The sequence below is a fragment of the Kitasatospora sp. NPDC048722 genome, from assembly GCF_040650235.1.
GTDB lineage: Bacteria > Actinomycetota > Actinomycetes > Streptomycetales > Streptomycetaceae > Kitasatospora.
Genome location: NZ_JBEZGX010000062.1, coordinates 14,342 through 34,122 on the forward strand (window position 1 = coordinate 14,342; position 19,781 = coordinate 34,122).

21 protein-coding genes are annotated in these 19,781 nt (G+C 73.5%); 15 read left to right on the forward strand and 6 right to left on the reverse strand.

Going from position 1 to position 19,781, the window contains the following annotated elements; translation table 11 throughout:
* The first annotated feature begins 103 nt into the window (after positions 1–103).
* The 3 genes from AB0C76_RS33485 (at position 104) to AB0C76_RS33495 (ending at position 3,178) form a co-directional block, all read left to right on the forward strand.
* Positions 104–925, forward strand: coding sequence for a purine-nucleoside phosphorylase (locus tag AB0C76_RS33485; RefSeq protein WP_329927566.1), 822 nt, complete (start codon positions 104–106; stop codon positions 923–925).
* 153 nt (positions 926–1,078) lie between these two features.
* Positions 1,079–2,803, forward strand: a complete 1,725-nt coding sequence (locus AB0C76_RS33490) for a phospho-sugar mutase (protein ID WP_359972867.1) — start codon at positions 1,079–1,081, stop codon at positions 2,801–2,803.
* 96 nt (positions 2,804–2,899) lie between these two features.
* Positions 2,900–3,178, forward strand: a complete 279-nt coding sequence (locus AB0C76_RS33495; protein ID WP_359972869.1) for a hypothetical protein — start codon at positions 2,900–2,902, stop codon at positions 3,176–3,178.
* A gap of 134 nt (positions 3,179–3,312) precedes the next feature.
* Here the strand turns inward: AB0C76_RS33495 and AB0C76_RS33500 are convergent, their stop codons facing one another.
* Complete coding sequence (locus AB0C76_RS33500; RefSeq protein WP_359972871.1) at positions 3,313–4,002, reverse strand: PH domain-containing protein; 690 nt, start codon at positions 4,000–4,002, stop codon at positions 3,313–3,315.
* A gap of 241 nt (positions 4,003–4,243) precedes the next feature.
* Here AB0C76_RS33500 and deoC point away from each other — a divergent pair, with 241 nt between their 5' ends.
* The 5 genes from deoC (at position 4,244) to AB0C76_RS33525 (ending at position 8,958) form a co-directional block, all read left to right on the forward strand.
* Positions 4,244–5,230 (forward strand): deoxyribose-phosphate aldolase, encoded by a 987-nt coding sequence (gene deoC, locus AB0C76_RS33505; RefSeq protein WP_359972873.1) that lies wholly within the window; start codon positions 4,244–4,246, stop codon positions 5,228–5,230.
* Positions 5,231–5,235: 5 nt separating this feature from the next.
* Positions 5,236–6,711: an aldehyde dehydrogenase family protein gene (locus AB0C76_RS33510; RefSeq protein ID WP_359972875.1), complete on the forward strand. Its 1,476-nt coding sequence runs from the start codon at positions 5,236–5,238 to the stop codon at positions 6,709–6,711.
* Positions 6,704–7,606 carry an aldehyde dehydrogenase family protein gene (locus AB0C76_RS33515; RefSeq protein WP_359972877.1) on the forward strand — a complete coding sequence of 301 codons (903 nt, stop codon included), beginning with the start codon at positions 6,704–6,706 and terminating at the stop codon, positions 7,604–7,606. Before AB0C76_RS33510 ends, AB0C76_RS33515 begins: the two co-directional genes overlap by 8 nt.
* 258 nt (positions 7,607–7,864) lie before the next feature.
* Complete coding sequence (locus AB0C76_RS33520) at positions 7,865–8,272, forward strand: hypothetical protein (RefSeq protein ID WP_359972879.1); 408 nt, start codon at positions 7,865–7,867, stop codon at positions 8,270–8,272.
* A gap of 47 nt (positions 8,273–8,319) precedes the next feature.
* Positions 8,320–8,958, forward strand: coding sequence for an ATP-binding protein (locus tag AB0C76_RS33525; RefSeq protein WP_359972881.1), 639 nt, complete (start codon positions 8,320–8,322; stop codon positions 8,956–8,958).
* Between the two features lie 229 nt (positions 8,959–9,187).
* On the opposite strand, the gene AB0C76_RS33530 is transcribed toward AB0C76_RS33525, so the two are convergent.
* Complete coding sequence (locus tag AB0C76_RS33530; protein ID WP_359972931.1) at positions 9,188–9,952, reverse strand: SigE family RNA polymerase sigma factor; 765 nt, start codon at positions 9,950–9,952, stop codon at positions 9,188–9,190.
* Between the two features lie 479 nt (positions 9,953–10,431).
* Between AB0C76_RS33530 and AB0C76_RS33535 the strand changes: the two genes are divergently transcribed.
* The 4 genes from AB0C76_RS33535 (at position 10,432) to AB0C76_RS33550 (ending at position 13,780) form a co-directional block, all read left to right on the forward strand.
* Complete coding sequence (locus AB0C76_RS33535; protein WP_188308557.1) at positions 10,432–11,109, forward strand: response regulator transcription factor; 678 nt, start codon at positions 10,432–10,434, stop codon at positions 11,107–11,109.
* 46 nt (positions 11,110–11,155) lie between these two features.
* On the forward strand, positions 11,156–12,700 hold the full coding sequence (locus tag AB0C76_RS33540) for a HAMP domain-containing sensor histidine kinase (protein ID WP_359972883.1): 1,545 nt from the start codon (positions 11,156–11,158) through the stop codon (positions 12,698–12,700).
* A complete protein-coding gene (locus tag AB0C76_RS33545) occupies positions 12,697–13,032 on the forward strand; it encodes a hypothetical protein (RefSeq protein ID WP_359972885.1) in 336 nt (111 codons plus the stop codon). Before AB0C76_RS33540 ends, AB0C76_RS33545 begins: the two co-directional genes overlap by 4 nt.
* Before the next feature lie 94 nt (positions 13,033–13,126).
* Positions 13,127–13,780: a VanZ family protein gene (locus AB0C76_RS33550; protein WP_359972887.1), complete on the forward strand. Its 654-nt coding sequence runs from the start codon at positions 13,127–13,129 to the stop codon at positions 13,778–13,780.
* On the opposite strand, the gene AB0C76_RS33555 is transcribed toward AB0C76_RS33550, so the two are convergent.
* The gene (locus AB0C76_RS33555; protein WP_359972889.1) at positions 13,734–14,411 is read right to left on the reverse strand and encodes a PhzF family phenazine biosynthesis protein; all 678 of its coding nucleotides are present in this window, start codon (positions 14,409–14,411) and stop codon (positions 13,734–13,736) included. The genes AB0C76_RS33550 and AB0C76_RS33555 overlap by 47 nt on opposite strands.
* A gap of 144 nt (positions 14,412–14,555) precedes the next feature.
* On the opposite strand from AB0C76_RS33555, the gene AB0C76_RS33560 reads away from it, so the two are divergent.
* The gene (locus AB0C76_RS33560; RefSeq protein WP_359972891.1) at positions 14,556–15,017 is read left to right on the forward strand and encodes a hypothetical protein; all 462 of its coding nucleotides are present in this window, start codon (positions 14,556–14,558) and stop codon (positions 15,015–15,017) included.
* Between the two features lie 198 nt (positions 15,018–15,215).
* Positions 15,216–15,401: a PspC domain-containing protein gene (locus AB0C76_RS33565; RefSeq protein WP_359972893.1), complete on the forward strand. Its 186-nt coding sequence runs from the start codon at positions 15,216–15,218 to the stop codon at positions 15,399–15,401.
* Between the two features lie 70 nt (positions 15,402–15,471).
* Here AB0C76_RS33565 and AB0C76_RS33570 read toward each other — a convergent pair whose 3' ends face one another.
* The 3 genes from AB0C76_RS33570 to AB0C76_RS33580 form a co-directional block, all read right to left on the reverse strand.
* Positions 15,472–15,846: an ATP-binding protein gene (locus AB0C76_RS33570; protein ID WP_359972894.1), complete on the reverse strand. Its 375-nt coding sequence runs from the start codon at positions 15,844–15,846 to the stop codon at positions 15,472–15,474.
* Positions 15,847–16,071: 225 nt separating this feature from the next.
* Positions 16,072–17,229, reverse strand: coding sequence for an adenosine deaminase (locus AB0C76_RS33575; RefSeq protein ID WP_359972896.1), 1,158 nt, complete (start codon positions 17,227–17,229; stop codon positions 16,072–16,074).
* A gap of 191 nt (positions 17,230–17,420) precedes the next feature.
* Positions 17,421–18,392 carry a LysR family transcriptional regulator gene (locus AB0C76_RS33580; protein WP_359972898.1) on the reverse strand — a complete coding sequence of 324 codons (972 nt, stop codon included), beginning with the start codon at positions 18,390–18,392 and terminating at the stop codon, positions 17,421–17,423.
* A gap of 92 nt (positions 18,393–18,484) precedes the next feature.
* Here AB0C76_RS33580 and AB0C76_RS33585 point away from each other — a divergent pair, with 92 nt between their 5' ends.
* Complete coding sequence (locus AB0C76_RS33585) at positions 18,485–19,762, forward strand: MFS transporter (protein WP_359972900.1); 1,278 nt, start codon at positions 18,485–18,487, stop codon at positions 19,760–19,762.
* Positions 19,763–19,781: the final 19 nt, after the last annotated feature.

Genomic DNA, 19,781 nt, shown 5'->3' on the forward strand with positions numbered 1-19,781 from the left:
GAAAGCGCCACCGAGCTGTGCTTTCGGGTCAACCGGGTAACGATCCGGCAAGCCGCGCCGGATTTTCTACGCGCGTAGCCGATTCCCGTCTATCCTCGGATCCGTGAACGCTACTCCTCAGTCGGTCGTCTCCGCCGACCCCTACGCCGCCGCCCAGGCCGCCGCCGCGCGCCTGCGCGAGCTGACCGGTGCCGAGCGCCACGACGTCGCCCTGGTGATGGGCTCCGGCTGGGTGCCGGCCGCCGACGCCCTCGGCGAGACCGTGGCCGAGTTCCCGGTCACCGAGCTCCCGGGCTTCCCCGCCCCCGCCGTCGCCGGCCACGCCGGCAAGATCCGCTCGGTGAAGATCGGCGACAAGCGCGCCCTGATCTTCCTCGGTCGCAACCACTACTACGAGGGCCACGGCGTGGCCACCGTGGTCCACGGCGTGCGCACCGCCGCCGCGGCCGGCTGCGGGATCATCGTCCTGACCAACGGCTGCGGTGGTCTCCGCCAGGGCTGGGTCCCCGGTCAGCCGGTGCTGATCAGCGACCACATCAACCTGACCGCGGACTCCCCGATCGTCGGCGCCAACTTCGTCGACCTCACCGACCTGTACTCCAAGCGCCTGCGCGCCCTGTGCCGCGAGGTCGACCCGTCCCTGGACGAGGCCGTCTACGTGCAGTTCCGCGGCCCGCACTACGAGACCCCGGCCGAGGTCAACATGGCCCGGGTGATCGGCGGCGAGCTGGTCGGCATGTCCACCACCCTGGAGGCCATCGCCGCCCGCGAGGCCGGCGCCGAGGTGCTCGGCATCTCGCTGGTCACCAACCTGGCCGCGGGCATCACCGGCGAGCCGCTCAACCACGAAGAGGTCCTGGAGGCCGGCAAGGCCTCGGCCGAGCGCATGGGCGAACTGCTGGGCAAGGTCCTGGAGCGGATCTGACCCCGCACGGCGCACAATCATGAACGACGGGGCCCGCGGGCGGCCGTGATCCCGCTGATCACACCCGCCCGCGGGCCCCGTCCGCATGCGCACACCTTCTTTGCGGAACCCCCCGGCCGACACACCGACGCACTTCCCGATGGAGCAGCCGCCATGACGCTGGCACTTAACCCCGACCTCCTCGCCCGGGCCAGGGCCTGGCTGGCCGAGGACCCCGACCCGCAGACCCGCGAGGAGCTCACCGCGCTGCTGGCGCGCGCCGAGGACCCGGCGGCCGACGAGAACGGCAAGCTCGCCTGGGCCGAGCTCACCGAGCGCTTCGCCGACCGGCTCCAGTTCGGCACCGCCGGCCTGCGCGGCGAACTCGGCGCCGGCCCGATGCGGATGAACCGCGCCGTCGTCATCCGGGCCGCCGCCGGCCTGGTCGCGTACGTGAAGGCGCAGGGCCTCGGCGACCTCGTCGTCATCGGCTACGACGCCCGCCACAAGTCGTACGACTTCGCCCGCGACACCGCCGCCGTCGTGGTCGGCGCCGGCCTGCGCGCCGCGCTGCTGCCCCGCCCGCTGCCCACCCCGGTGCTCGCCTTCGCGATCCGCCACCTGGGCGCCGCCGCCGGCGTCACCGTCACCGCGAGCCACAACCCGCCGCAGGACAACGGCTACAAGGTCTACCTGGGCGACGGCTCGCAGATCGTCCCGCCGGCCGACGCCGGCATCGCCGCCGAGATCGACGCGATCGGCTCGCTGGACGACGTCCCGCGTGCCGAGGACGGCTGGGAGGTGCTCGGCGAGGACATCGTGGAGGCGTACCTGGCCCGCGCCGCGTCGATCGTCGACCAGCACGGCCCGCGCGACCTCGACGTCGTCTACACCCCGATGCACGGCGTGGGCCGCGACACCCTGCTCGCCGCCTTCCGCAAGGCCGGCTTCCCCGCGCCCACCGTGGTCGCCGAACAGGCCGAGCCGGACCCGGACTTCCCGACCGTGGCGTTCCCCAACCCGGAGGAGCCGGGGGCGATGGACCTCGCCTTCCGCACCGCCGCCCAGGTCGGCCCGGACATCGTCATCGCCAACGACCCGGACGCCGACCGCTGCGCGGTGGCCGTCCCGGTCAACGCCAACGCGGCCGGCAGCGGCAACGGCACCTCCGGCTGGCGCATGCTGCGCGGCGACGAGGTCGGCGCGCTGCTCGGCTCGGCCCTGGTCGCCAAGAAGGTCCAGGGCACCTTCGCCACCACGATCGTCTCCGCCACCCTGCTGGGACGGATCGCCGAGGCGGCCGGCCTCGGGTACGCCGAGACGCTCACCGGCTTCAAGTGGATCTCCCGCGCCGACGGCCTGCGCTACGGCTACGAGGAGGCGCTCGGCTACTGCGTCGACCCCGAGGGCGTCCGCGACAAGGACGGCATCACCGCCGCCCTGCTGGTCGCCGAGCTGGCCGCGACCCTCAAGAAGTCCGGCCGCACCCTGAGCGACCTGCTGGACGACCTGGCGCTGGAGCACGGTCTGCACGCCACCGACCAGCTCTCCGTCCGCGTGCAGGACCTGTCGCTGATCGGCGCCGCGATGGCCCGCCTGCGCGAGCGGCCCCCGACCGTCCTGGCCGGCCTGAGCGTCACCCGGGCCGACGACCTCACCGCCGGCTCGGCCGAGCTGCCGCCCACCGACGGGCTGCGCTACTACCTGGCCGGCGACGCCGTCCGCTCCGCGCGGATCGTGGTCCGGCCGTCCGGCACCGAGCCCAAGCTGAAGTGCTACCTGGAGGTCGTCCTCCCGGTCGCCTCGGCCGCCGACCTGGCCGGCGCCCGGGTGCGCGCCGCCGAGCTGCTCGACGCCGTCAAGCGCGACCTGGCCGTGGCCGCGGGCATCGAGGGCTGACACCGTCCCGGATCGCCGCACGAGCGCCTCCTGTCGGGGGCGCTCGTGCGGTGTCCGGCCTCCCACGGGGCCGACCCGCTGCCATAGGCTCCACGCATGGACACATCCGACGCGGTGAGCACCGAGCAGCGACTCGTGGCCATCGAGGCCAGACTCGACGCCATCATCGGCCACTTCGGCATCCCCTACCCCCGCCCGGAGGGCCTGCCCCCGGCCGTGGCGTCCCGCGACCCCCGGACGATGCCGGAGGTGGTCGCGCACGTGCAGCGCGGCAAGCTGATCAACGCGATCAAGGTCTACCGCGAACGGACGGGCGCCGGGCTCGCCGAATCGAAGAAGGCCATCGACGTCCTGGCCGCCCAATTGGGCCGCTGACCGGCACGCCCGTGGTCGCGCTTCGGCCCGGCCCCCTCACCCGCTCGCGGGAAGCCGGCCGGGCCGACTTCCCGCGCCGGACGCACGAGCGGCCCACCGGAGAGTCCGGCGGGCCGCTCGACGCACCACAGGGCTCAGACGGCGATCACCGTGATCAGCGCGGCCAGGCCGAGCAGCGTCGGCGCGATCACCCACCAGCACCACCGCACGACGACCGGCCCGGCGGCGTCCGGACGGGAGGCGTTGCGCTCGGCCATCTCCTGGAGCACCGAGGTCACCTGGTCGGACCAGGCCCGGGTCGGATCGGAGGAGCCCAGCACCGGCGCGCCGGCGGACGCGCCGCCACCGCCGCCGAACACCATCCCCATCCGGGAGGTGTGCTCGGGGGCGCCGCCGCGGGCCCGGACGCGGTTGGCCCGCTTGCGCTGGCGCAGCGACACCGGAACGGCCCACACCTGGAACTTCCTGCCCTCGGCGAGCAGCTCGACCGAGTAGCCGGCGCGCAGCGCGTCCACCGCGGCCCACGGCGCGGTGATCGTGCGCCACGGGTTGCGCACCACCAGCCGCCGGTCGTTGGCCAGCACCGCCGGGCGCAGCGTGTAGGCGATCACCGGGAAGGCGAACACCGGCACGGCCGCGAGCGACACGGCGGGTGTCTTCCCGGTCCCGTTCAGGGCGGCGTCGCCGATCAGCCACGCGGCGACGGCCAGCAGCAGCACACCGGAGATCACGCCGGGAACCGAGCGGTACACGCGGTCCGCGTACCCGGGTTCCCCGTCGGGGGCGGCGGAGCCCTGGTGGGGCTTGCCGTCGGAATCGGTCATGCCGACGATTCTGCCCCATGCCTCCCGGGATGAGGTCTCGGTAGGGCATCGGTTGCACGGGAGGCCCCCGGCCCGCCCGGCACCGGTTGCGCGCCCCCGATCAGCCCCTGCACGCCCCCTCCCCCGCGCGCCCCTCCCCCGTTCCACCGCTCCCGTCCGGGCGCAGGAGATCTCGGTCCGGCCACGAAAGCAAGGCCCTCTAGCGGTCGGCTACGCGCGTAGATATGCTGGTCTGGTGACTATGTCCACTGTTGCAGCCAATGCCCCCGGCGTTGCGGGCAGCGGCCTCGCGGACGTTGCGGCGTCCGAGGCCTCGCTCCGCCGCTTCCTGCACGGCCTGCCCGGCGTCGACCAGGTCGGCCTGGAGGCGCGTGCCGCCGCCCTCGGTACCCGCTCGATCAAGACCACGGCGAAGGCCTACGCCATCGACCTGGCGATCTCGATGATCGACCTGACCACGCTGGAGGGCGCGGACACGGTCGGCAAGGTGCGCGCCCTGTGCGCCAAGGGCAGGACCCCCGACCCCTCCGACCCGTCCACCCCCCGCGTGGCCGCCATCTGTGTCTACCCGGACATGGTCGCCACCGCGAAGGACGCCCTGCGGGGCACCGACATCCAGGTCGCCTCCGTCGCCACCGCCTTCCCGGCCGGCCGCGCCGCCCTGCCGGTGAAGCTCGCCGACACCGCCGACGCGGTCGCCGCGGGTGCCGACGAGATCGACATGGTGATCGACCGGGGCGCCTTCCTCTCCGGCCGCTACCTCGACGTCTTCAACGAGATCGTCGCCGTCAAGGAGGCGTGCAAGCGCGCCGACGGCAGCTACGCCCACCTCAAGGTCATCTTCGAGACCGGCGAGCTCCAGACGTACGACAACGTGCGCCGCGTCTCCTGGCTCGCGATGCTGGCCGGTGCCGACTTCATCAAGACCTCCACCGGCAAGGTCGCCGTCAACGCGACCCCGCCGGTCACCCTGCTGATGCTGGAGGCCGTCCGCGACTTCCGCGCGCAGACCGGCGTCCAGGTCGGTGTGAAGCCCGCCGGTGGCATCAAGACCACCAAGGACGCCATGAAGTACCTGGTGATGGTCAACGAGACCCTCGGCGACGACTGGCTGAGCCCGCACTGGTTCCGCTTCGGCGCCTCCAGCCTGCTCAACGACCTGCTGATGCAGCGCCAGAAGCTGGCCACCGGCCGCTACTCCGGCCCCGACTACGTGACGGTGGACTGATCACCATGGCCAAGAAGAAGAACATCGAGGAGCCGGTGAAGGCCTCCGGCCTCTTCGCCTACGCCCCGGCCCCCGAGTCCCCCGCCGCCGCGGGCGACATCGCCACCTCCTACGGCCACTTCATCGGCGGCGAGTTCGTCGACTCCTCCGGCAGCGAGGCGCTGAAGACGGTCAACCCGGCCACCGAGCAGGTGCTCGCCGAGTTCGCCCAGGGCACCGACGAGGACGTCGACCGCGCGGTCGCCGCCGCCCGCAAGGCGTTCGCCGACTGGTCGGCGCTGCCGGGCAGCGAGCGCGCCAAGTACCTGTTCCGGATCGCCCGGATCATCCAGGAGCGCAGCCGCGAGCTGGCCGTGCTGGAGTCGATCGACAACGGCAAGCCGATCCGCGAGACCCGCGACGTCGACCTGCCGCTGGTCGCCGCGCACTTCTTCTACTACGCGGGCTGGGCCGACAAGCTCGACTTCGCCGGCTACGGCCCGAACCCGAAGCCGCTGGGCGTCGCCGGCCAGGTCATCCCGTGGAACTTCCCGCTGCTCATGCTGGCGTGGAAGATCGCGCCCGCCCTGGCCACCGGCAACACGGTCGTCCTGAAGCCGGCCGAGACCACCCCGCTGACCGCGCTGCGCTTCGCCGAGATCTGCCGCCAGGCCGGTCTGCCCAAGGGCGTCGTCAACATCGTCACCGGTGACGGCCGCACCGGCGCCGCGCTCACCGCGCACCCGGACGTCAACAAGGTCGCCTTCACCGGCTCGACCCCGGTCGGCCGCGCGATCGCCAAGCAGCTGGCCGGCACCCGCAAGAAGCTCTCGCTGGAGCTGGGCGGCAAGGCGGCCAACATCGTCTTCGACGACGCGCCGATCGACCAGGCGGTCGAGGGCATCGTCAACGGCATCTTCTTCAACCAGGGCCACGTCTGCTGCGCGGGTTCGCGCCTGCTGGTCCAGGAGTCGGTCCAGGACGAGCTGCTGGACGCCCTGAAGCGCCGGATGGGCACCCTGCGGGTCGGCGACCCGCTGGACAAGAACACCGACATCGGCGCCATCAACTCGGCCGAGCAGCTGGCCCGGATCACCGCGCTGACCGAGGCCGGCGAGGCCGAGGGCGCCGAGCGCTGGTCGCCGGCGTGCGAACTCCCGGGCACCGGCTTCTGGTTCAAGCCGACCCTGTTCACCGGCGTCAGCCAGGCCCACCGGATCGCCCAGGAGGAGATCTTCGGCCCGGTCCTGTCGGTGCTGACCTTCCGCACCCCCGACGAGGCGGTCGCGAAGGCCAACAACACCCCGTACGGCCTCTCCGCCGGCGTCTGGACGGAGAAGGGCTCGCGCATCCTCTGGATGGCCAACAGGCTCAAGGCCGGCGTGGTCTGGGCCAACACCTTCAACAAGTTCGACCCGACCTCGCCGTTCGGCGGCTTCAAGGAGTCGGGTTACGGCCGCGAGGGTGGCCGCCACGGTCTGGAGGCCTACCTCGATGTCTGATGTCGTTGCGCGTCTTGACGTCCTCAAGACCTACAAGCTGTACGTCGGCGGGAAGTTCCCGCGCTCCGAGAGCGGGCGGGTGTACGAGGTGACCGACGCAAAGGGCGAGTGGCTCGCCAACGCTCCGCTGGGCACCCGCAAGGACACCCGGGACGCCGTCCTGGCCGCCCGCGCGGCGGTCAAGGGCTGGGCCGGCACCACCGCGTACAACCGCGGCCAGGTGCTGTACCGGGTGGCCGAGATGCTGCAGGGCCGGCGCGAGCAGTTCGCCGCCGAGGTGGCCGTCTCCGAGGGCATCGGCCCGAAGAAGGCCGCCGCACTGGTGGACGCCGCGATCGACCGCTGGGTCTGGTACGCGGGCTGGACGGACAAGGTCGCCCAGATCGCGGGCGGCGCCAACCCGGTCGCCGGCCCGTTCTTCAACCTGTCGACCCCGGAGCCGACCGGCGTGGTCGGGATCGTCGCCCCGCAGGCCGGGTACGGGCACTCGCTGCTCGGCCTGGTCTCGGTGATCGCCCCGGCGATCGCCACCGGCAACACGGTCGTGGTCGCCGCCGCCGCGGACGCCCCGCTGCCGGCCCTGTCGCTGGGCGAGGTGCTCGCCACCTCGGACCTCCCGGGCGGCGTGGTCAACATCGTCTCGGGTCGCACCGCGGACATCGCGCCGACCCTGGCCTCGCACCAGGACGTCAACGCGCTGGACCTCACCGGCGCCATCGCGGCCGACGGTCCCGGCGCGGCGCCCGCCCTCGAGGCCGCCGCCGCGGATACCCTGAAGCGGGTGGTCCGTCCGGAGCTGGACCCGTTCGCCCAGGACTGGACCAATGCGCCCGGTACCGACCGGCTACTCTCCTTCCTGGAGACGAAGACGGTCTGGCACCCGATGGGGATCTGACTCTCCGTCGAAACCGAGTAACAACTCCACAGACTGGCCGTCCCCAGTGCCCTCTCCCCCCCAGGGCCCGGACGGTCATAGGACGGACCCGCACCTCTCCCCCCCTGGTGCGGGTCCGTCGGCGTTCGCGGCCGTCCGCACCCCCGCCGTCCGCCCGACCGACGACTTTGGTCGCACCGGGACGATCCCTTCGGCGCTCACGGACCGGCCGGCCCGTCCGGACACTGGGCAGGGACGGCAGAACGGAGAGGAGACCCGATGGGCGAGTTCCTGGGCGAGCTCATGGCGCTGTTCGCGGACGGTTTCGTCCGCCGGCTGCGGCTCGCCCGCACCCGGCGCCGGCTGGCCGCCGGACGGCCCGCCCGGATCCCCTGCTCGGCACGCGTCGACCGTCCCGGCGAGGAGGCGGGCTACGTCGGCGGCCGACTGCTGATCACCCCCGGCTCCGCGACCGTGACCTTCGCCTCATCCGCCCTGCGCCTGGAGCTCGCGGCCGGTGGCGAGTTCCACGAGCCCGAGCCCGAGGTCTGGCACGACCAGGACTGGGCGGCCACCGCCTACCGGCCGCCCGGGCCCGGCCCGTTGGTCTACCTCCAGACCGACACCGCCCACCTCCCGCTGCTGCACGCCGCGTTGGCCGCGCCGGCCGCGGCGGAACCGGTGTAGTCCGACCGGTTTCGGCATCGGGCCCGGATGCGTCAGACTGGTGTCCCGTGAGTGACGAGCCGCTGAACCCTGTGCCGACGACCCGCGCCCGGGTGGTCCTGCTGTCCGGCCCCTCCGGATCCGGGAAGTCCTCGCTCGCCGGCCGCAGCGGCCTGCCGGTGCTCCAGCTGGACGACTTCTACAAGGACGGCGACGACCCCACCCTGCCGCTGCTGCCCGACGGCGCGGTCGACTGGGACTCGCCGCTCGCCTGGCACCGCGACCAGGCCGTCGCCGCCATCCGCGACCTCCACGAGACCGGCCGCACCGAGGTGCCGGTGTACTCGATCCCGGACAACGGCCGCGTCGGCACCCGCACGCTCGACCTGGCCGGCGCCCCCGCGTTCATCGCCGAGGGCATCTTCGCCGCCGAGATCGCCGTCCGGTGCGCCGACGAGGGCCTGCTCGGCGACGCGCTGTGCCTGCGCAACGGCTCGCTCACCACGGCCTGGCGCCGGCTGCGCCGGGACGTCCGCGAGGGCCGCAAGTCGCTGCCGGTGCTGGTGCGCCGCGGCTGGCGGCTGATGCGCGCCGAGCGCTCGATCGTCGGCCGTCAGGTCGCCCTGGGCGCCCACCCGTGCGCCGGCCCGGAGGCCGCCCGCCGGATCACCGCGGCGGCCGGGCAGCCTCAGCTCTCGTCCGTCTGAGGCCGCCCCGGGCGGCGGGCCGGGCGGCGGGCCGGGCCCCGAACGGCAGAACGACGGGCCCGGTGCGTCTCCCCCGCACCGGGCCCGTCGCCGTCGGACGGTCGTCGGGCTCCCCCGTGGACATCGCTCCCCCGAGCCGACGTCCGCAGTCCGTGACCGTCCTCTTCCCGTCCCCCGACGGGAGTCCCCTTTACTCAGACGCTTCGAGCGTCCCTTCCTGTTACAGCCGTCACGCGACCAGTTCGCCGAACGCCCGCATCGTGTCGCCGGACTTGTTCAGGTGCTCGTCGTCGCGCAGGCGGCGCAGGGCGCGCCAGATGCTGCTCTTGACCGTGCCGACGCTGATCCCCAGCACGTCGGCGATCTCCGGGTCGGTCTTGCCCTCGTAGTACCGCAGCACCAGCATGGTCCGCTGGTTCTCCGGCAGCTTCGCCAGCGCCTGCCAGAGCACGGTGCGCAGCTCGGTGCCGCCCATCGCGTCGGTGTCGCCGGCCGTCTCCGGCAGCTCCTCGGTCGGGTACTCGTTGACCTTGCGGCGCCGCCAGGCGGAGATGTGCAGGTTGGTCATGGTGCGGCGGAGGTAGCCCCCGACCGCGGCCTTGTCGGTGATCCGGCCCCAGGCGCGGTAGGTGCTGAAGAGCGCGCTCTGCAGCAGGTCCTCGGCCTCGTAGCGGTCACCGGTCAGGTGGTACGCCGTGGCGTACAGGGAGGCGCGGCGCTCGCGCACGTACGCGGTGAACTCCGTGATGTGGTCCTCCGCGACGGCCGGGTGCTCCCCCTGCGCGCCTCCCTGTCCCGCCTCGGTGGTGCGCGCGGCGGCGGGGTTCAGCCGCAGCAGCGTCGCACCGGCGGCCTCGCGGCCGGTCGGCTCCCCCGAGCCGACCTTCCGCAGGCCGTTCCCCCCGTTGCCCCCCAGGGCGTCCTTGCCCTCGACGCGGACGGGGAGGATCCCCCGCAGCGTGAGGGTGTTGGCGGAGTCGACCGCACTCCCCATCCGGCCGATCCCGTACAGCTCCCCCGCCCTGCCCGCGCCGCTCACCCGGCGAGTGGCAGGGTTCCCGGTGCTGTGCGCGCACCCCCGTACGGTCACGGCACCGGAGTTCTCGTCGGTCCTGATCTCGTACCGGGTCCGGTGGGTGGTCGCTGAGGAACGCGCGGTGCGGACAGCCGGGTTGGTCCGGGTCTGAAGCATGGCGTTCATCGTGCGCCCCCTTGGTTCGGTACGAGCGGGTTCCGGTTGCCGCCCTCCAGCCGGGCCGGTTGGCCCGCTGTCCTGCGGCGACATGGAAAATCCTGCCCGGCGGTTGTGATGGCGCTGTCCGCCGACTGTCACAGGGGTGTCACAGGGAACGGGCCGTTCGTCCCGGTCCGCCTCCCTCCTACCGGACGCCGGTGGCGCTCCTTCCGGTTCCCGTACGGGCGGTGACCGGTCCGGGGGGTGATTCGCGGCTTCCGGTGGGCCAAAATGGGGCCGTGCCTTTCCTCCTACTGATCGAGGACGACGACGCCATCCGGACCGGCCTCGAACTCGCCCTCACCCGCCAGGGCCACCGTGTGGCCACCGCCGCCTCCGGCGAGGACGGTCTGAGGCTCTTCAAGGAGCAGCGGCCCGATCTGATCGTGCTGGACGTGATGCTGCCCGGAATCGACGGCTTCGAGGTCTGCCGTCGGATCCGTCGCACCGACCAGCTGCCGATCATCCTGCTGACCGCCCGGTCCGACGACATCGACGTCGTGGTCGGCCTGGAGTCCGGCGCCGACGACTACGTGGTCAAGCCGGTGCAGCCGCGCGTCCTGGACGCCCGGATCCGGGCCGTGCTGCGGCGCGGCGAGCGGGAGAGCTCGGACTCCTCCGCCTACGGCAGCGTGGTGATCGACCGCGCCGCCATGACCGTCACCAAGGACGGGCAGGACCTCCAGCTCACCCCGACCGAGCTGCGGCTGCTGCTGGAACTCAGCCGCCGTCCCGGCCAGGCGCTCTCCCGGCAGCAGCTGCTGCGGCTGGTATGGGAGCACGACTACCTGGGCGACTCCCGTCTGGTGGACGCGTGCGTGCAGCGGCTGCGGGCCAAGGTCGAGGACGTGCCGTCCGCGCCGACCCTGATCCGGACGGTGCGCGGGGTCGGTTACCGGCTGGACCCGCCGTCCTGAGCCGCGCCCTTTGTGCCCGCAAACTCCCGTACGACGACAGGCTCCTGTGACTGACCAACAGACGACGACCCGGCGCTTCGCCACGGGCCCGTGGCGGAGCCTGCGCTCGCTGCGGGTCCGGCTGATCGCGGTGTTCGCGGCGGTCGCGCTGCTCGCCGCCGTGTCGGCCTCCGGCATCGCCTACTGGCTGAACCGCGACGCGGTGCTCAAGCGCGCCCAGGACACGGCCCTCAACGACTTCCGGGTCTCGCTCACCCGGAACGTCTCCGACCTGCCCTTGGGCGCGAGCTGTCCGGAACTGGCCGCGCTCGCCACGAACGTCGCCAGCTCCGGGCTCAGTTACGACGTCGTCGTGGTCGACCCGGCGCACCCCGAGTGCCCGGCCTCCTCCGACCCGGCGCACTACACGCTCGCCGACGTGCCGGCCGCGCTGCAGTCCACCGTGGCCCGCCCGCGCGAGATCACCGAGAGCAACCCGTACCCGTACCACCTGTACTGGCAGCGGCAGAACCTGGAGGGCCGGCCGTTCGTGATCGGCGGCACCAAGGTGGTGCCGAACGGGCCGACGGCGTACATGTTCAAGTCGCTGGAGAACGAGCGGGCCGATCTCAACACCCTGGGCTGGTCGCTGGCCATCGCCACCCTGCTGGCCCTGATCGGCTCGGCACTGCTCGCGCAGGCCGCCTCGGCGACGGTGCTGCGGCCGGTCAAGCGACTCGGCGACGCCGCCCTGGCGCTCGGCGAGGGCCGCCTGGACACCCGCCTCGAAGTCGACGGGTCGGACGAACTCGCGGACCTCGCGCGGACGTTCAACCGCGCCGCGGAGTCGCTGCACGAACAGGTCGAGGAGCTGAGCGCGCGCGAGGCGCAGAGCCGGCGGTTCGTCGCCGACATGTCGCACGAGCTGCGCACGCCGCTGACCGCGATGACGGCCGTCACCGACATCCTGGAGGACGAGGCCGAGTCGCTCGACCCGATGATCGAGCCGGCCGTCCGGCTGGTCGTCAGCGAGACCCGGCGGCTGTCCGACCTGGTGGAGAACCTGATGGAGGTGACCCGCTTCGACGCCGGCACCGCCAAGCTCGTCGCCGACGAGGTGGACGTCGCCGACCTGATCATGTCCTGCATCGACGGCCGGGCCTGGTACGACGCGGTCGAACTGGACGCCCCGCGCGGCATCCTCGCCGTCGTGGACCCGCGCCGCCTGGACGTCGTCTTCGCCAACCTGATCGGCAACGCGCTCAAGCACGGCGGCTCGCCGGTGCGGGTCAAGGTCCGCGAGACCGACGGCTCGGTGGTCGTCGAGGTCTCGGACAGCGGCCCGGGCATCCCCGAGGACGTGCTGCCGCACGTCTTCGACCGCTTCTACAAGGCCGACCGCGGCCGGGCCCGCTCCGAGGGCAGCGGCCTCGGACTGTCCATCGCGATGGCCAACGCACAGATCCACGGGGGGACGATCACGGCGGCGAACGGGGAGGTCGGGGCGGTGTTCACGCTGACGCTGCCGCTGACACCACCACCGCCGCCGTCCGCGGACGGGGCCGGCGACGGCACCGTCCGGGACGCCGTCGAGCACGAGGACGCCCAGTGAACCCCCCTGCCCCCGCCACCGTCCGGCGTCCCGCCGCCCGCCGGGCCGCCGGCGTACTGCTCCTGCTCGCGCTGGCCTCCGGCTGCGGGATCCGCCCGACCGCCGTCCCGGTGGACGCGGGTGCCCCCGCCAGCCGGACGGCCTGCCCGACCGCCCCGCACATACCGACCGCGCCGGCCACCCCGACCCCGGTCGCACCGAGCCCGCCCGCGGCCCGGAGCACCGCCAAGGCCGGCCCCGGCCCGTCGCCCAGCCCGGCCGGGCCGACCAGCCCGCCGCAGGACACCGTGTTCAGCGCCGTTCCGACGGCGGCGGCGAACGCCTGCAAGTGACGGGTTCCGCCCGCTCGGGGCGGATCGGGGCGCGTGTCGGAATGTTCACGCCCGGCGTGGAACCGCCGCGCCACCGGCTCACGTCCTTCCCCCCGTGCAGCGAGATGGCACCAGGACACGCGACGAGCGTTCCGGCGCACGGGCCGACACCGGGCCGGCGCCGGCCGTCCACCGTCCCCTGCGACAGGTCGGACTGGCGGGCCTCGCCCTCCACCTGTCGCTGGTCCTGTGGCTGGTCGTGCTCAGACCCCTGCCGGTGGCCTGGGTCTACGACGCCAATCTCACGCCGCTGGCCTCCCTGCGCTCCTCCTCGGCCTGGCAGGTGGTCGGCGAGCTCGTCCTGCTGGCCCCGCTCGGCGTCCTGCTCCCGCTGGCCGGCGGACGGCCGCGCGCCCCGTGGCTGCCGTCCTTCCTGCGCACCACCGGCGTCTCCGCCCTGCTGGCCACCGGCCTGGAGTTCCTCTCCTCCTGGACGCCCGGGCACGTCCTCAACGTCGACCACATACTGCTCGCGGTGATCGGCGTCGCCGTGACGCACGTGACCCTCGTCCCGGCGCTGCGGCGCCTGGTGCGGGAACGGCGGCCCCGGACCCGCAGGCCCGAGGGGGCGACGGAGGGCGTTCAACGGGCGGCGAAGGCCGCGAATGCCCCGAAGACCTCGAAGATGACCAGCCTGGTGAGCCCCCCGGTCGCCGCCGCGATCACTCCGGTCCCGGCCGCCCGGGCGTCGGCCGAGCCGACTCCCTGAGCACCAGACCGCCGACCTCGATCAGCCCGCCCGTGCGCGGCGCGGTCACGATCCGCGAGCCCCGGCCCTGCGTGACGGTCAGCGCCCGCCCGAGCCGCGCGGTCAGCAGCAGCGCCGCCGCACCCGTCGCCTCGTCCTCGTCGATCCCGTCGCCGCGCCCCGGGAAGCCGCGCGCCCGGACCGTCCCCTCCGCCTCGTCCTGCCACGCCCACGCGTAGATCCAGTCGCCCGGCGGCGGCACCTCCAGCGCGTCCACCTCCGCCTCCGACCCGTACTGCCGCAGGGTGCGCGGCGGTGCCCAGTCGGCGCGCGCCTCGATCAGCGTCAGCCCGTCCTCCCGCCGGACGCCCACCTCGCCGGCGGGCGTCACGAGGCGGTCCACCCCGAGCAGCCAGCCCGTCCCGACGCACGGGTGCCCGGCGAACGGCAGCCGCAGCGTCGGCGTGTAGATGTCGATCACGCCCCGCACCGGGTCGTCGACGAACACCGTCTCGCTGAACCCGAACTCCCGGGCCACCGCCTGCCGCTCGTCGCGACCCGGCACCGACGCCCCGTCCCGCACGACGCCCAGCGCGTTCCCGCATTCCCCGCCGGGCCCGCAAAAGACCCGCAGCACGTCATAGTCAGTCATTTCCCCACCCTCTCAGCCCGATTCCCGCGAAACGCAACGGCTCCGTGACGAAAAGCGCGCGACGGATGTCGGCGGCCTCCAGTACCGTGCGCTCTCGTCCCCAACGGTTCACCGTTTCTTCCTTCCAGCCCACAGGATTCCGCGTTGAACAACCTCGACTTCGGCAACCAGCCCCTGTTCTCCTGGTACGTCGTCCTGCTGGCCATCAGCGGCATCGCCATGGTGATCCTGGGCGCCATCAACATCGGCGGCCTGAAGGGCGGTTGGCGGGTCCTCAACATCCTCGCCGGTGCCGTGTTCGCCGGCTACGCCTACTACCTGGGGTTCGTCTTCGAGGGCGGCGTCTACCACATCTACTTCCAGGCCTTCATCCTGCCGGTCCTGCTGATCGCCAGCGCCGTGAAGGCCGTGGTCAACCGCGGCACCACCCCGGCGGCCCAGCAGCCGGCCCAGCCGTCGGCGCCGGCGGCCTACAACCCGAACGCCCAGCCGCTCCAGTCCTCCCCCGTGGCCCCGCCGCCCCAGCCCGCGCCGACCACCCCGCCCGCCCAGCCCGTCGCGGACAACCCCTACGCCCGGCCCCAGCAGCCCCCACGCGCGAACTGACCCCTGGAAACCGCCGGGCACCTGCGCGGGGACTCGGGGTGGACCCCGAGGTGGCCCCGACTCGTGGGTACGCCTCGCCGGTGAGACGGGGGGCGGGCGAATCGGCTGGCGGGCGGAGGATTCCGGGCCGGCGGCGGCGGAGCATGGAAGTACGCCCGCCGGAGAGGCCGGACCGGGCACGACTCCACGGAGAGCCCCATGAGCCCGCGCCTCGCCCGTCCCCGTCACAACCGAGTCATCGCCGGCGTCTGCGCCGGGATCGCCGAGCGCTTCGGCCTGTCGGCCTGGACGGTCCGGCTGATCTTCCTGGCTTCCTGCCTGCTGCCCGGCCCGCAGTTCCTGATCTACCTGGCGCTCTGGGTCCTGCTCCCCCAGGAGCCGTGACGCACGGCGACGGGCCGCGCACCACCGGGATCACCGGGGTGCGCGGCCCGTCGCCGTGCGGGTGGAACGGTCAGCCGCCGAGGCCCGGCAGGGCACCGGTCAGCCCGCCGACAGGGGTCTTGTCGAGGCCGGGGATGTTCGGCACCGCAGCGCGCGTCTGGGTGACGCCGGCGACCGGGGCGGCCTCCGCGGGGGCGGCCGGAGCGGGGGCGGCCTGCCCGGCGCTCGGGGCCAGGGGGCCGAGGGTGCTGGTGACCTTGTCGCCGCCGGGCAGCTTGTTTGCGGTGTCGGTGACCGCGCCGGTGACCGCGGGGTTCTGCAGCGCCGTGGTGGGCAGCCCGACGCCGCCGGGCGCGGGGGCGTCCGCGGACGCGGTGCCGGCGCCGACCGCCGCGATGGCGATGCCGAGCGCCGCGGTGCCGGCGGCCTTGAGAGCCTGCTTCATGAGTTCGTCCCCTTGAGTCCTCGTCGGTGGCCGACGCGACACGCGGGAACGGACGGCGGACCGTCCGCCACGGCCTGTCGGCGATGACTGGCACACCGTAGTGAGCCGGTCGTGCGAGGACCAAAAGGCGTTCACTCACCCGAGTGAGTAGTCGGATGAACGCCAACTGCCCTGCGGGGCAGCGGCGTTCACCCGGGACTCACCCGGAGGCCGCTCCGGACCCGCTCAGCCCTGGCCGCCGCCCGTGCTGAACAGCCACTCGGCCTTGAGCTCGGCGTAGCCCGGCTTGATGACGTCGCTGATCATCGCGAGCCGCTCGTCGAACGGCAGGAACGCCGACTTCATCGCGTTCACCGTGAACCACTCCATGTCACCCAGCGTGTAGCCGAAGGCGTCCACCAGGTGGCCGAACTCCTGGCTCATGCTGGTGCCGCTCATGAGGCGGTTGTCGGTGTTCACGGTGACCCGGAACTTCAGCCGGCTGAGCAGCCCGATCGGGTGCTCGGCGTACGAGGTCGCGGCGGCCGTCTGGAGGTTGGAGGTCGGGCACATCTCCAGCGGGATGCGCTTGTCGCGCACGTACGCGGCAAGGCGGCCGAGCTCGACGCTGCCGTCCTCGTTCACCGTGATGTCGTCGACGATCCGCACGCCGTGGCCGAGCCGGTCGGCGCCGCAGCACTGCAGGGCCTCCCAGATCGACGGCAGGCCGAAGGCCTCGCCCGCGTGGATGGTGAAGTGGTTGTTCTCGCCCTTGAGGTAGTCGAAGGCGGCCTGGTGGCGGGTGGGGGGGTAGCCGGCCTCGGCACCCGCGATGTCGAAGCCGACGACGCCCGAGTCCCGGTGGCGGTTGGCCAGCTCGGCGATCTCCTGCGAGCGGGCGGCGTGCCGCATCGCGGTGATCAGGGTGCCGATCCGGATGCGGTGGCCGGCCGCGCGGGCGTTGGCCTCGCCGAGGCGAAAGCCCTCCTGGACGGCCTCGACGACCTCGTCCAGGCTCAGGCCGCCCTCCAGGTGCTGCTCGGGGGCGTAGCGGACCTCGGCGTAGACGACGCCGTCGGCGGCGAGGTCCTCGGCGCAGTCCGCGGCGACCTTGATCAGGGCGTCCCGGGTCTGCATGACGGCGCAGGTGTGCGCGAACGTCTCCAGGTAGCGGACGAGCGAGCCGGAGTCGGCGGCCTCGCGGAACCACTCACCGAGTTCCTTGGGGTCGGTGGTGGGAAGGCCCGCGTAGCCGACGGCGGCGGCCAGCTCGACGATGGTCTCCGGGCGCAGCCCGCCGTCGAGGTGGTCGTGCAGGAGCACCTTCGGCGCGCGGCGGATCTGGTCGGGGGTGGGGATGCGCGGGCCGGTGCCCGCGGTGGTGACAGGGATCTGCTTCTCCATTGCGGAAATATAGACCCTACGCGCGTAGACCCACCACTCCCCACACGGCCGGTTCGCCGAAAGTCCACCGGGAATTCCACCACTCGGGTCAGTCCCGTCCCGTATCCCGGGACGAAAGCGAGATCGGCGACCCCCCTCCCCCGGAGTTCGCCGCACCCCGCCCCGCGGTTCGGCGCCGGAATCCGCGGGTCTCAGTCGTGTTCGAGCAGCCGCCCGCGCCGCGACAGCACGAAGTCCCGGAACGCCCGCACCGGCGGCGTCAGCGGCCGCCCCGCCGCCCAGGCCAGCCCGATCGCCCGCCGGGTCCGCGGCGCCGTCACCTCCAGGTCCACCACCCCCGGCCGGGGCACCAGCGCCGGTGGCAACAGCGCCACCCCCAGCCCGGCCGCCACCAGCCCGCGCAGCGTCTCCGCCTCCTCCCCCTCGAAGGCCAGCCGCGGCACGAACCCGGCCTCCGCGCAGAACCCGTCCGTGATCGCCCGCAGCCCGTACCCCTCCTCCAGCCCGACGAACGTCTCCTCCGCCACCTCCGCGAGCCGGATCCGCCGCCGCCCGGCCAGCCGGTGGTCCGCCGGGACGACCAGGTGCAGCCGCTGCTCGTCCAGCGGGCGGGCGGCGAAGGCCGGGTCATCGGGCAGCGGCGCCACCAGGCACAGGTCCAGCTCGCCGTCCAGCAGCCGTTCCAGCATCGCGCCGACGTAGTCCTGCACCAGCTGGAACCGCACCTGCGGGTGCGCCGCCCGGAAGTCGCGCAGCAGCGCGGGGACGGCGTCCGTCCCCATGGTGTGCAGGAAGCCGAACGCCACCCGCCCGACCGACGGGTCCGCCTCCGCCCGGGCCGCCTCGGCGCCGCGCTCGATCTCGGCAAGCGCCCGCTCCACCGAGGCCAGCAGCAGCCGTCCCGCCCTGGTCAGCCGGACCGTCCGGCCCTGACGGGCCAGCAGCTCCACCCCCAGCTCCTCCTCCAGCCGCGCCACCGACCGCGACAGCGTCGGCTGCGGCATGCCGAGCACCGCCGCCGCCTGTGTCACGTGCTCCAGCCGGGCCACGGCCGCGAACTGGGCCAGCCGAGGCGCCAGTTGGACGGCCGGCAGGTCGGGCCCCAGCTCGGCCGGCCGGTACCGGGACTGCTCCGTGCCGTTCGCCGCTTCCTTCGCGGTCATCCCGCCACCATCCTCGACTCATGCGCCAGTGCATCGATCATCGCGTGTTCATGCATTGGACGCATCAACCCGGCAGGCCTAACGTCGACTTCATGCAGCCCGCCGATACCAGGGCATCCGTGCCCGCCCCGGATGCCTCCGCCGCCCGCGTCCCGACCCACGACGACCGCCACCGCCCCGGCCAGCGCGCGTTCCGCCGCGCCAACCTCGCCCTGTTCGCCGCCGGGGTCGCCACGTTCGTCCTGCTCTACTCCACCCAGGGCCTGCTGCCGGTCCTCTCCGCCGACCTCGACCTCACGCCCGGTCAGGCCAGCTGGACCGCCTCCGCCGCCACCCTCGGACTCGCCCTCGGCCTCCTGCCCGCGAGCGCGCTGTCCGACAGGTACGGCCGCACCGCCGTGATGACGGCCTCCACGCTCGCCGCCTCCGCCCTCGCCCTCGCCCTGCCGTTCGCGCCCGACCTCACCACCCTCGTCGTCCTGCGCGTCCTCCAGGGCGCCGCCCTCGCCGGGCTCCCCGCCACCGCGATGGCCTACCTCGCCGAGGAGGTCCATCCGAGCGCACTGGCCTCCGCGATGGGCCTGTACGTGGCCGGCAACAGCATCGGCGGCATGGGCGGCCGGCTGCTGTCCGGCTGGACCGCCGCCGGGTTCGGCTGGCGCTGGGGCCTCGCCTCCTCCGCCGTCCTCGCGCTGCTCGCGGTGCTCGCGTTCCGACTGCTCATCCCCGCCGCCCGGCACTTCACCCCGGCCCCGGTGGACCCGCGCGCCCTCGCCCGGACCGTCGGACGGCACCTGCGCAACCCGCTGCTGGTCCGGCTGTACGCGCTCGGGCTGCTGTTCATGGCCGTGTTCGGCGCGGTCTACAACACCGTCGGCTACCGGCTGATCGGCGCCCCCTTCCACCTGCCCGAGTCGGTCGCCGCCTCGATCTTCGTCGTCTACCTGGTCGGCACCGGCACCTCGGCCGCCGCCGGCCGGCTCTCCGGCCGCCTGGGCCGCCGCGGCGCCCTCTACGTCTCCATCGGCGTGACGGCCGCCGGGCTCCTGCTGTCCCTGGCCGGCTCCCTGGTCTGCGCCCTGCTCGGCCTGGTCCTGATCACCGCCGGCTTCTTCGCCGGCCACGCCACCGCCTCGTCCGCCGTCGGCCGCACCGCGACGGAGGGCCGCGCCCAGGCCTCCGCCCTCTACCTGATCGCCTACTACCTGGGCAACAGCCTCGGCGGCACGATCGGCGCCGACGCCTACCACGCCACCGGCTGGCCCGGCGCCGCCGCCGTAGGCCTCACCGCCATGACCCTCGCCGCCGCCGTCACCCTGTACGCGACCCGCCAGGCCCATACCACTCGAAGAGCAGTCCCGGGCTCTTGACAGCCAGCGCCGATAGGCC

Excerpts from the sequence above, each read along its gene's own strand:
- AB0C76_RS33585 (WP_359972900.1), top strand. The coding sequence starts at position 18,485 with ATGCAGCCCGCCGATACCAGGGCATCCGTGCCCGCCCCGGATGCCTCC.
- AB0C76_RS33530 (WP_359972931.1), bottom strand. The coding sequence starts at position 9,952 with ATGGGGAGTGCGGTCGACTCCGCCAACACCCTCACGCTGCGGGGGATC.
- AB0C76_RS33500 (WP_359972871.1), bottom strand. The coding sequence starts at position 4,002 with ATGACCGATTCCGACGGCAAGCCCCACCAGGGCTCCGCCGCCCCCGAC.
- AB0C76_RS33515 (WP_359972877.1), top strand. The coding sequence starts at position 6,704 with ATGTCTGATGTCGTTGCGCGTCTTGACGTCCTCAAGACCTACAAGCTG.
- AB0C76_RS33565 (WP_359972893.1), top strand. The coding sequence starts at position 15,216 with ATGAGCCCGCGCCTCGCCCGTCCCCGTCACAACCGAGTCATCGCCGGC.
- deoC (WP_359972873.1), top strand. The coding sequence starts at position 4,244 with ATGTCCACTGTTGCAGCCAATGCCCCCGGCGTTGCGGGCAGCGGCCTC.
- AB0C76_RS33555 (WP_359972889.1), bottom strand. The coding sequence starts at position 14,411 with ATGACTGACTATGACGTGCTGCGGGTCTTTTGCGGGCCCGGCGGGGAA.
- AB0C76_RS33520 (WP_359972879.1), top strand. The coding sequence starts at position 7,865 with ATGGGCGAGTTCCTGGGCGAGCTCATGGCGCTGTTCGCGGACGGTTTC.
- AB0C76_RS33490 (WP_359972867.1), top strand. The coding sequence starts at position 1,079 with ATGACGCTGGCACTTAACCCCGACCTCCTCGCCCGGGCCAGGGCCTGG.
- AB0C76_RS33495 (WP_359972869.1), top strand. The coding sequence starts at position 2,900 with ATGGACACATCCGACGCGGTGAGCACCGAGCAGCGACTCGTGGCCATC.
- AB0C76_RS33570 (WP_359972894.1), bottom strand. The coding sequence starts at position 15,846 with ATGAAGCAGGCTCTCAAGGCCGCCGGCACCGCGGCGCTCGGCATCGCC.
- AB0C76_RS33510 (WP_359972875.1), top strand. The coding sequence starts at position 5,236 with ATGGCCAAGAAGAAGAACATCGAGGAGCCGGTGAAGGCCTCCGGCCTC.
- AB0C76_RS33575 (WP_359972896.1), bottom strand. The coding sequence starts at position 17,229 with ATGGAGAAGCAGATCCCTGTCACCACCGCGGGCACCGGCCCGCGCATC.
- AB0C76_RS33580 (WP_359972898.1), bottom strand. The coding sequence starts at position 18,392 with ATGACCGCGAAGGAAGCGGCGAACGGCACGGAGCAGTCCCGGTACCGG.